10 protein-coding genes and 1 pseudogene are annotated in these 9,976 nt (G+C 70.4%); 7 read left to right on the top strand and 4 right to left on the bottom strand.

The features are described from left to right. The 3 genes and pseudogenes from AC2W7C_RS08420 to AC2W7C_RS08410 form a co-directional block, all read right to left on the bottom strand. Window positions 1-337: pseudogene (locus tag AC2W7C_RS08420) on the bottom strand (hypothetical protein); the annotation flags it as partial. Between the two features lie 15 nt (window positions 338-352). Continuing rightward, complete coding sequence (locus tag AC2W7C_RS08415) at window positions 353-898, bottom strand: tetratricopeptide repeat protein (RefSeq protein WP_486001035.1); 546 nt, start codon at window positions 896-898, stop codon at window positions 353-355. Beyond that, a complete protein-coding gene (locus AC2W7C_RS08410) occupies window positions 855-1,838 on the bottom strand; it encodes a hypothetical protein (protein WP_486001034.1) in 984 nt (327 codons plus the stop codon). Before AC2W7C_RS08410 ends, AC2W7C_RS08415 begins: the two co-directional genes overlap by 44 nt. A gap of 267 nt (window positions 1,839-2,105) precedes the next feature. On the opposite strand from AC2W7C_RS08410, the gene AC2W7C_RS08405 reads away from it, so the two are divergent. From AC2W7C_RS08405 to AC2W7C_RS08375, 7 genes are all read left to right on the top strand, one after another. Then, on the top strand, window positions 2,106-2,600 hold the full coding sequence (locus AC2W7C_RS08405; protein WP_486001033.1) for a GAF domain-containing protein: 495 nt from the start codon (window positions 2,106-2,108) through the stop codon (window positions 2,598-2,600). 162 nt (window positions 2,601-2,762) lie between these two features. Then, window positions 2,763-3,440, top strand: coding sequence for an SDR family NAD(P)-dependent oxidoreductase (locus AC2W7C_RS08400; RefSeq protein WP_486001032.1), 678 nt, complete (start codon window positions 2,763-2,765; stop codon window positions 3,438-3,440). A gap of 141 nt (window positions 3,441-3,581) precedes the next feature. Next, window positions 3,582-3,749 (top strand): aldolase/citrate lyase family protein, encoded by a 168-nt coding sequence (locus AC2W7C_RS08395; RefSeq protein ID WP_486001031.1) that lies wholly within the window; start codon window positions 3,582-3,584, stop codon window positions 3,747-3,749. A gap of 29 nt (window positions 3,750-3,778) precedes the next feature. Beyond that, window positions 3,779-4,423, top strand: a complete 645-nt coding sequence (locus AC2W7C_RS08390) for an HpcH/HpaI aldolase/citrate lyase family protein (protein WP_486001030.1) — start codon at window positions 3,779-3,781, stop codon at window positions 4,421-4,423. Between the two features lie 109 nt (window positions 4,424-4,532). After that, window positions 4,533-5,693, top strand: coding sequence for a beta-ketoacyl-ACP synthase III (locus tag AC2W7C_RS08385; protein WP_486001029.1), 1,161 nt, complete (start codon window positions 4,533-4,535; stop codon window positions 5,691-5,693). Window positions 5,694-5,970: 277 nt separating this feature from the next. Continuing rightward, on the top strand, window positions 5,971-8,283 hold the full coding sequence (locus tag AC2W7C_RS08380) for a TonB-dependent hemoglobin/transferrin/lactoferrin family receptor (protein ID WP_486001028.1): 2,313 nt from the start codon (window positions 5,971-5,973) through the stop codon (window positions 8,281-8,283). A 47-nt stretch (window positions 8,284-8,330) separates the two neighbouring features. After that, window positions 8,331-9,329, top strand: a complete 999-nt coding sequence (locus AC2W7C_RS08375; RefSeq protein ID WP_486001027.1) for a DUF6607 family protein — start codon at window positions 8,331-8,333, stop codon at window positions 9,327-9,329. A 190-nt stretch (window positions 9,330-9,519) separates the two neighbouring features. Here AC2W7C_RS08375 and AC2W7C_RS08370 read toward each other — a convergent pair. Further along, window positions 9,520-9,976 (bottom strand): DUF4166 domain-containing protein (locus AC2W7C_RS08370; protein WP_486001026.1); only part of this gene is annotated, 457 nt, incomplete at its 5' end.

The following is a 9,976-nucleotide window of genomic DNA, read 5'->3' as shown; positions in this document are numbered from 1 at the left end:
CGCACCGCCGTCCTCGACCCGCCCCCGGTCCCCGGATTGCCGCCGCAGTCGACCAGCCACCACCTCCTCGCCGCCGGCGGTGCGGCGGATAGCCGGGGCTCCAGTCGGGGCGGTGCCGGCGATAGTCGTAGCGCCGCTGGCCGCCCCGGTGTCGATAGGTCCGCGTCGGCGGGTCCAGCAGCACACCGAAGTTCGGCCGCGTCTGGCTCTCCACCTTGGCGGCCACCTGGGCGTTGGCGCCCGGCGCGTCGGACAGGGCGAAGACCGCGACCGAGGCGGCGATGACGGCCGCGCCGCCGATGAGCTTGCCGAGGCCGAAGGGGGTACGGGTCGTCATGGGTTCACGCCCTCCTTAGCGGCGCTGCGAACGCGAGACCTGGGCCAGGACCGCCTGCAGGCGGGCCGCCGAGGGGCCGAAGCCGGACAGGGCGGAATCGATGCGAAGCGCCACGGCCTGGGCCTTGTCCTGGTCCGCCACTCCAGCGACGCCCAGGGCGAAGTAGCTGGACATGGCGAACTTGGCCTCGGGGCTGCCCTGCCGCGCCGCCTCCTCGAACCATTTGAAGGCGCGGGCGTAGTCGGCGGGCAGTCCGATGCCCTCGGCGTACATCACCGCCAGCACCAGCTGCGCCTCGGACGAGCCGTTCACCGCCGCCAGCTGGATGGCGCGCACCCGCTCCAGATAGGACAGCCGGCCCTCCATCGGATGGCCCAGCATCGCCTCCAGCGTCTCCACCTGACGCTTGGACAGATCCTCCGGGCGCTGGGCCGCCGTCTCGGTCACGCCCAGATACCGCAGCGCCCGGCCGACGTGGATGAACGGCAGCTCGCTCGCCATCCGCGACAGGGCGTATTCATAGGCGTCGCCGCGCGGCCGGCTCTCGTCCGAGAAGGGCACGCCCGACTGGGGCGCGGTGTTGGGATAGAATTCGAAGGGCGGAGTCCATTGCCGCGCCTTCACCTCGACGAAGCGCTGGTACTGGCTGCGGCTGGGCGCCGAACGCTCGAAGTCGCGCATCAGCACATAGGCGCCGACGTCCCCCGTCTGCACCGCCAGGTAGTTGTACAGATAGGCGTCCACGTCGTTGCGCTGGAACAGGCTGGTGGCCGCCGGATAGCCGCGCCGGGCGCCGGCGGTCGCCCTCGCCGCCGCCCTGCGGCTGCCCCCGTCCCCAGGCCTCGCGGGCCTGGCGGTTGTCCTCGGGTTCGCCGAACGGGCCGTACAGGCCGTCGTGCAGCCGGGCCAGGGTGCGGTAGCCTTCGGCGTCCTGGGTCGACAGCACGTAGATCACCCGATCGCGGACGGCCTCCTGCTCCTCGCGGGTCATCGCGGCCAGAAGGCGGTCCAGCTTCTCGTAGGCGGCGTGACGCTCCCAGGCGCGGCAGTCGTCGTAGCGCGACAGCGGCCGCCAACCGCCCCAGCCGCCGGTGTTCACCCGGTTGATCGGCGCATAGCCCTCGTCGTTCGCCAGCGCCATGGCGTACCAGGTGGCGCTCTCGATCGGGTCCTCGATGTTCTTGTCGGTCGCCCGGACCGCCGAATAGCGCGCGCCCAGCTCCAGCTGGGCGAAGAAGTCGTTCTGGAAGGCGGCGCGGCGCAGCGCCCGCAAGCCCGTCTCCTGGGCGTTGAACTCCGAGCCGGTCAGGGAGGCCGGGCGCGGACAGCTGTTGGAGCGCGCGTCGTTCGCCTGCCAGAAGCGCACCCCGCCGCGGTCGCCGCATGAGGCTATGGTGAAGGCCGCCAGGGCCAGGACGCCCGCCACGGCGGCGATCGCGACAGGTCCGCGGGAGCGGCCGAAGCGCGAGCGTCCGTCATGGTTGCCTTCGCCCTCGGCCATCCGTCCCCTCGCACGCCTGAACGGGCGATTCCGCCCCAGCCCGTTAACCTTTGCGCGACCGCGACAGTCCGGTCGAGTTAACGTCCTGTCAAGGTTAACGCTGTTTTGCGACAAAGCGTTGCCGCAGCACGGCCGTTTTGTGTCCGATGGCCCGGTTTTCCACCGAAATCAGCCCCTTGCGATTCGCCTGTCAGGCGAGAACGCCGCCCTCGCGCCGTCCGCGCCGACCGCCTATATGCGGCCGGACCCTTCAGGAGACCCGCGCCTATGGCCTATGTCGCCCGCGACGACCGCCCTGCCGACAAGGCCGCCCGCTACGCCGAGGTCGAGGCCGAAATTCTGGCCGTGCTGGACGGCGAGCCGAACCGCGTCGCGCGCATGGCGACCGTCGCCTCCATGCTCGCCGACGCCTTCCCGGCCTTCTTCTGGACGGGTTTCTACGTCGTCGACGCCGACCGTCCGCAAGAGTTGGTCGTCGGCCCCTACCAGGGCACCCTGGGCTGCCTGCGCATCCCCTTCGGCCGGGGCGTCTGCGGCGCGACCGCCGCGACCCGGACGACCCAGATCGTCGAGGACGTTCACGCCTTCCCCGGGCACATCGCCTGCGACAGCCGTTCGGCCAGCGAGATCGTGGTCCCGGTGCTGGGCGCCTCGGGCGACCTGATCGCCGTCTTCGACGTCGACGCCGTCGAGAAGGCCGCCTTCGACACGACGGACGCCGAGGCCCTTGAGCGGCTGCTCGGCAAGGTGTTCGCGGCCTGACGGCGGACGCGAGCCTCGGGGTGTACTTTCAGCGGGCCTCAAATCTCGCCGTGGCGGGCTTTGGCGACGAATTGTGCACGATGCGCACTCGAAATTTTCGGTCGCGGCCCCGGTTCGATTCTGCACTATGTGCACCCGTTTTTCTTCTGAATGGAGCGACCCATGTCTGATCGGGTGATCGTGGTGACCGGCGGCCACGGTGTGCTGGGCCGCGCCGTCGTCGAGGCCGCCCTGGCCGACGGGCTGAAGGTCGCGGTGATCGACCATGCCTCGGGCCTGCCCACGCCCGACGGCGTGCTGGAGCTGGGCGGCGTGGACCTGACCGATCCCGCCTCGGCCGCGACCGCGATCGACGCGGCCGCGGCGCATTTCGGCCGCCTGGACGCCCTGCTGAACGTCGCCGGCGGCTTCGTCTGGCAGACCACCGAGGACGCCCAGCCCGCCTGGGACCGGATGTTCGCCCTCAACCTGAAGACCGCGCTGAACGCCAGCCGCGCCGCCCTGCCCCATCTCAAGCGCTCGGACGAGGGGCGGATCGTCAACGTCGGCGCCAACGGCGGGCTCAAGGCCGCCGCCGGCATGGGCGCCTACGCCGCCTCCAAGTCCGGGGTCCACCGGCTGACCGAAGGCCTGGCCGAGGAGCTCAAGTCCACCTCGGTGACCGTCAACGCCGTCCTGCCCTCGATCCTGGACACCGAGCAGAACCGCAAGGACATGCCCGACGCCGACCCGGCGAAATGGGTCCGGCCCTCCGACCTGGCCCGCGTCATGCTGTTCCTCGCCTCGCCCGAGAGCCGCGCGATCACCGGCGCCCTGGTCCCGGTCACGGGCCGGGTGTGATCCTTCCCTGTTCCGCTCATCCCCCGCGAAAAGCGGGGACCCAGCGCTTTGGGCGAAAGGCGCGGAACGTTTGGCTATCGAGCTGGCCCACGCACCTTCGTTGGAAAGAACTGGGTCCCCGCTTTCGCGGGGATGAGCGGAATGAACAAGCCTGATCTCACCCGCAGCGTCCTCTATCTCCCCGCCAGCAACCCTCGCGCCATCGAAAAGGCGCGGAGCCTGGACTGCGACGCCGTCATCCTGGACCTCGAGGACGCCGTCGCCCTCGACGCCAAGGCCGAAGCCCGGCGCGCCGCGTCCAGGCGCTGACCGCGGGCGGCTTCCGCCCCCGCGTCGGCGTGCGAGTCAACGGCCTGGACACGCCCTGGGGCGCCGACGACCTGACGGCTCTCGCCGGGCTTTCGCCCGCCTTCGTGGTCGCCCCCAAGATCGAGAGCGCCGAGGCGGTCCGAGACGTGGCCGCTCGGTTGCCGAACGGGGTTCCGCTCTGGGTCATGATCGAGACGCCCCTGTCCGTCCTTCGCCTGGACCAGATCGCCGGCGCCGGCGCGCCCCTGGCGGCCCTGATGCTGGGAATCAACGACTTCGGCGAGCGGATGAACCTGGTGCTGGGCCCCGATCGCGATCCGCTGAAGCCCTGGCTGGCCGCGGTCGTCGCGGCGGCCCGGGGGCACGGCCTTCTGGCCATCGACGGCGTGGTCAACGCCACCGAGGACTCAGAGCGGCTCCAGGCCGAATGCCGTCAGGGCCGCGCCTTCGGTTTCGACGGCAAGAGCCTGATCCACCCGGCCCAGATCGGCGCCGCCAACGCGGCCTTCTCCCCCTCGCCGGAGGAGATCGCCCGCGCCCGCGAGATCGTCGCCGCCTTCGCCGCCGCCGACGCGCAAGGGAGGGGCGCCATCCGCCTGGGCTACCGCATGGTCGAGCGCCTGCACCTGGCCGCCGCCGAACGCCTGCTGGCCCGTCTCGACCCGAGCGCCTGACGCGCCTATCTAGTCAGTCCAGAAACAGAACGGGCGCCCTCAAGCAGCGAGGCGCCGCACCGTCATCCCCGCGAAGGCGGGGACGAGCGTTAGGGGCTCTTAGAAGAGTATGACCAAAGCCGTCATCGCCGCCACGGGCCTGTTCACGCCCGACCAGTCGATCTCGAACGAGGAGTTGGTGGCCGCGTACAACGCCTACGCCACGCGCTTCAACGAAACCCACGCCGCCGAGATCGCCGAGGGCGACGTCGCCGAGCTGACCCCCTCGTCGGTGGAGTTCATCGAGAAGGCCTCGGGCATCAAGAGCCGCTTCGTGCTGGACAAGGCCGGCGTGCTCGATCCCGCGCGCATGGCGCCGAACATTCCGGAACGCTCCAACGACGAGCTGTCCGTCCTGGCCGAGATGGCCGTGAAGGCCGCCCGGCAGGCGATCGCCGCCTGGGGCAAGCCGGCGTCCGAGATCGGCGCGGTCCTCTGCGCCGCCTCCAACATGCAGCGCCCCTACCCGGCCATGGCCATCGAGGTGCAGCAGGCCCTGGGGATCGACGGTTTCGCCTTCGACATGAACGTGGCCTGCTCCTCGGCCACCTTCGGCATCAAGACCGCCGCCGACTTCATCGCCTCGGGCTCGGTCAAGGCGGTGCTGATGGTCAATCCCGAGATCTGCTCGGCCCACCTGAACTTCAAGGACCGCGACAGCCACTTCATCTTCGGCGACGTCGCCACCGCCGTCATCGTCGAGGCCGAGGACCAGGCCCCGCCGGGCGGCTGGGAGATCCTGGGCACGCGGCTGAAGACCACCTTCTCCAACAACATCCGCAACAATTTCGGCTTCCTGAATCGGCCTGCCGAAACGACCGAAGCGCTGTCGGGCCGCTCGGCCTCAAGTAGCGAAGCGGTAGGCCAAACCGACAAACTTTTCGTCCAGCAAGGACGAAAAGTGTTCAAGGACGTGGTGCCGATGGTCTCGGACATGATCGTCGACCACGCCGCCGACCTGGGCCTGGATCCCACGGGCCTGAAGCGCCTGTGGCTGCATCAGGCCAACATCAACATGAACCAGTTCATCGGTCGCAAGGTGCTGGGCCGCGAGCCCGAGCCGCACGAGAACGTCATCATCCTGGACGAGTACGCCAACACCTCGTCCGCCGGCTCCATCATCGCCTTCCACCTGCACCAGGACGGCTTCGCGCCCGGCGACACCGGCCTGATCTGCAGCTTCGGCGCCGGCTATTCCGCCGGAACGGTCTTCGTCCGCAAGCGGGCGTAGGACCAAGCCGAGCGTTCGCCAGGCCCTCCCCCTCATCCGCTCATCCCGGCGAAGGCCGGGACCCAGATGACCTAACCAGCCTTCGATAGCCGGGCGGGGAAGCTCAAGCCCGCGGCCAGTGTTTCGCGATCTGGATCCCGGCCTTCGCCGGGATGAGCGGATTGAGTGCTCCGCGTGCGGCCGATCCGCGCCATCGCAATACCCGCGTCCTCATTGCGGTTGATTATGATAGTCGTTCGCAGTAATTGCCCGCCACCTTATCCAAGCGGGGCCGTTCATGCGCACTCTCCTCCTCTCTTCCGGGCTCGCCGCCCTAGCCGTCGCCGCCGCGCCCGCCGCCCTGGCTCAGACGCCGATCACCCTGGCCGCCGCGCCGACGGCCGAGGACCCGACCCAGCTTCCGGCCGTAACGGTCCTGGCGACCCGCACCGAGACCCGCGTCGACGAGGCCCCCGCCACCGTCACCGTCTTCACCGACCGCGACATCGAGGCGATGCTGGCCACCGACATCAAGGACCTGGTCCGCTTCGAGCCCGGCGTCAGCGTCGTCAGCCAGCCGGCCCGCTTCGGCGCCGCGCTCGGAACCTCGGGCCGGGCCGGCAACGAGGGCTTCACCATCCGCGGCCTGGGCGGCGACCGCGTCCTGATGGTCGTGGACGGGACCCGCATCCCCGACGGCTTCGTCTTCGGCGCCCAGAGCGTCGGCCGGGGCGGCTACGCCGACCTGGACCTGATGAAGTCGGTGGAGATCCTGCGCGGCCCGGCCTCGGCCCTGTACGGCTCGGACGGCGTCGCCGGCGCCGTCAGCTTCACCACCCGGGACCCGGCCGACCTGATCCGCCCGGGCGAGACCTTCAGCTTCCGCGCCCGGGTCGGCTACAACTCCGCCGACGAGGGGCTGACCAAAGTCCGCGATCGTCGCCGGCCGCCGCGCGCCGTCTCGGCCATGCTGGCCTGGACCGGCCGCGACGCCGCCGAGACCGAGACCCAGGGCACGGTCACCGGCGAGGAGACCGTCCCCGTCACCATCGGCACGCCGCCCGTGACCGCGCCCGGCTTCAACTACGGCCTGCGCACCATCGCCAATCCGCAGGAGATCAGCTCCGACGCCTGGCTGGCCAAGCTGGTGTGGGACGTCGCCCCCGGCCACAGCCTGCGCTTCACCTACGATCGCTATCAGATGGACATGGACGCCCAGGTGCTGAGCGGCCGGACGAGCCGCTTCGTCAGCGCTCCGCCGGCGGCCGCCACGGCCGTACTGAACCTCGTCGCCGCCGACACCACCGAGCGCGAGCGCTTCGGGCTGGACTGGCGGATCGACGACGCCCTGGGCCTGGACAACGCCCAGGTCTCGGTCTTCCAGCAGGACGCCACCACCCGGCAGTACACCTTCGAGGACCGCGTCGGGACCGACCGCATCCGCGACAACTGGTTCAACAACGAGGTCTTCGGCGTCGCCGCCTACGGCGTGAAGACCCTGGGCATGCACCGCCTCACCTTCGGCGGCGACTGGTCCGAGACCACCCAGGAAGGCATCCGCGACGGCACGGTCCCGCCGTTCGGCGAGACCTTCCCGACCAGCCCCTTCCCGCGGACCGACTACGTCCTGGCCGGCGCCTTCCTGCAGGACGAGATCAGCCTGCTGGACGGCGCCCTGAAGATCATCCCCGCCCTGCGCTGGGACTCCTACGAGCTGTCGACGGCCAGCGACCCGCTCTACGTCGGCGCCCGCGCGGATCAGCAGGACGACCACATCTCGCCCAAGCTGGGCGTCGTCTGGTGGGGCACGGACCAGTTCGGCGTGTTCGCCAACTGGGCCGAGGGCTTCAAGGCCCCCACGCCCAGCCAGGTCAACAACGGCTTCAGCAACATCGCCTCGGGCTATACCTCCGTGCCGAACCCGGACCTGCGGCCCGAGACCAGCCAGAGCGTCGAGATCGGCCTGCGCGTCCGCGACGTGCCCCTGTTCGGCGCTCGCGTCGCCGGCCAGCTGGTCGTCTTCCAGTCCGACTACGAGGACTTCATCAGCCAGCAGCAGGTCGGCGGCGACTTCACCCCCGGCAACCCGGCGGTCTTCCAGTTCGTCAACTTCACCGACGTCGAGATCGAGGGGGTCGAAGCCAAGGCCGACGCCTTCTGGGAGAACGGCGTCAACGCCCGCCTCGCCATCGGCTACGCCGAGGGACAGTCGACCAGCAACGGCCGCACCACCGCCCTGGCCAGCATCGATCCGCTCAAGGTCGTGTTCGGCCTCGGCTATGACGATCCCGCGGGCCGGTTCGGCGCCCAGGCGATCGCCACCTGGTCGCAAGCCAAGAGCAACGGTACGACCACCGGCCTGGCCTGCTACAGCCCGGCCCCGACGGCCACCGCCGGCTGCTACACCGGCGACGACGTCGCCCTGCTGGACCTGACCGCCTATTGGACGATCAACGAGCAGGTCACGGCCCGCGCCGGCGTCTTCAACGTCTTCGACGAGACCTACAGCTGGTGGAGCGACGTGCGCGGCGTGGCCAACAGTTCGGCGGTCAAGGACGCCTACACCCAGCCGGGCCGCAACTTCGGCGTCTCGCTGGCCTTGCGGTACTGAACCGGCCAGACGATAACGCGACTGACTCGCATTAGAAGGAGGCCGCCATGCGCCGCGCCCTGCTGACCACCGCCGTCCTGGCCGCCGCCCTGGCGGTCGTCGCTCCCGCCTTGGCCCAGACCGCGCCGGCCGCGGCCCAGGCCCAGGCCCAGGCCAGCCAGTTCGAGCGGGATCGCCAGTCGATCCTGGCCCAGGCCGGCCAATGGCGTGTCCGCTTCGACATGCGCGAGAACGTCAGCTTCCGCGAGGGCTACGAGCCGCTGGAGGAGAAGCTGTCGGCCGGCGACGAGATCGTCCGCGTCGTCTACGACGACGGGACGCGCATCAGCCTGCAGCACATCCTGGTGATGGGCGACGACGCGGGGAACCACTTCGTCATCAAGCACTGGCGCCAGGACTGGGTCTACGAGCCCGAGACCGTCCTGACCTACGCCGGCCCGAACCGTTGGACCCTGACGCCGGTCTCGGCGGACCAGCGCCGCGGGGCCTGGTCCCAGACGGTCTGGCAGACCGACGATTCTCCGCGCTACGGCGGCGTCGGCCGCTGGGACTACGACCACGGCGTCTCGGAGTGGTCCAGCGCTCCGACCTGGCGTCCGCTGGCCCGCCGGGACGCGGTCCGCGACCCGATCTACGACCGCTACCTGGGAACCAACCGCCACGCCCTGACGCCGGCCGGCTGGGTGCATATCCAGGACAACGTCAAGATGGGCCAGGCGGAGGGCGACGGCGGCGATCCGGTCGCCATCGTCCAGGAGGATGTGATCAACACCTACCGGGCGGTCACCAACTACGATCCCAAGCCGGGCGACGACTACTGGACCGCGACCCAGGACTACTGGGCCGGCGTCCGCGCCGCCTGGGACCAAGCGATCGTCCGCTCGGGCGGCCTCTACCTGGAGGAAGAAGCCAACCGCGGCGCCGTCACCGGCAAGCCGCTGATGGACTGGGCCGAAGAGGTCCAGGCGGGCACGCTGACCACCGAGGCCGCGATCGCCCAGGCCCGCGAACTGATCGGCCGCGCGACGGTCGCGCCGGCGGGCTGATCTCCGTCATCGCAGGGCCGCTCGAAGAGCGAACCCTTCCATTTCCCCGTCATCCCGGGGCTGAGCGCAGCGAAGACCCCGGGCCCCAGGAGAGCGGCTCGATATCCAACCCGCGTCCGGCGTCGACGGCGCGCACCTGGGTCCCGGGTTCGCTCTTCGAACGCCCGGGATGACGGAATACTGACCGCGCCTATTCCGTCCGCTCTAGCCACCCCCGATACCGCGCTAGCCGCCCCAGCAACGGCGCGACGATCTCGACGTCGAAGACGAACCGCCCTTCCGCATCCACCGCCTCGTGCGCCCGGGTGGACGGCCTCAGGGCCCTCGGCAGGGGGATCGGCCCCAGCCGCCAGCCCTCGACCCGATAGACCAGCCGGCCATCCTCGGGCGTCAGGGTCAGCTCCATGCTCAGCGGCCCAAACCGCTCATGGACCCGTCCGCCGGGTCGGGGCCGCGACAGGACGCTGGAGAAGGCGTGCCCCCCGATCCGGCGTCGCCAGACGGACCGGTCCCCGTCCGCCCTCGATCGCGCACCTCGGCCGGGGCAGACGCCCTGGGCGCTCGGGGAAAGCCCCACGACACGCGCCGCCAAGCGCGGCCAGGGGGCCGGAGGGCGCCCCTCGGTCATCGCTTTCGCCCCGCCACAG

Source organism: Brevundimonas sp. CURTG3B2_SDJG, assembly GCF_057364705.1.
Note: the sequence above shows the minus strand (reverse complement) of the source record. Positions and strands in the feature narration are given on the sequence as shown.